At 59.5% G+C, this 363-nt stretch carries 1 protein-coding gene; it reads right to left on the minus strand.

Going from position 1 to position 363, the window contains the following annotated elements; all coding sequences use genetic code 11:
* The coding region (locus tag ACFHVL_RS31505) for a transposase (RefSeq protein WP_416567659.1) at window positions 1-290 on the minus strand (290 nt) is incomplete at its 3' end.
* Window positions 291-363 lie beyond the last annotated feature (73 nt).

Raw genomic sequence — 363 nt, forward strand, 5'->3', positions numbered from 1 at the left:
CGAGGGTCCTTCGCGAAGTACGCCGCGGCTTTTTTCAGGAAGCTGTTCTCCATTTCGAGTTCCCGGTTGCGACGTTCGAGTTCCTTCAGTCGAGCGCGCTCGTCGACGCCGATCTGTGGGCTGTCCTGGGCGCCGCTGTTTTCTCGCCGGTACTGGCGGACCCAGGAACGCAGCGTCTCCGGGTGAACGTCGATCTCCCGGGCAACCTGCGACACTGGCTTGTTCGACTGTAGAACGAGTTGCACTGCTTCTTCACGGAACTCTGGGGTGTATGAGCTTATGCGTGCCATCGCGCTTCTTCCCTCGACTTTCCTAACAGGGTAACCTTATTGGCTCCCTGTCCGGAATCCTCGGGGCACCTCA

Origin of the sequence: Micromonospora sp. LOL_023 (assembly GCF_048060115.1) — a bacterium.
Lineage (GTDB): Bacteria > Actinomycetota > Actinomycetes > Mycobacteriales > Micromonosporaceae > Micromonospora_E.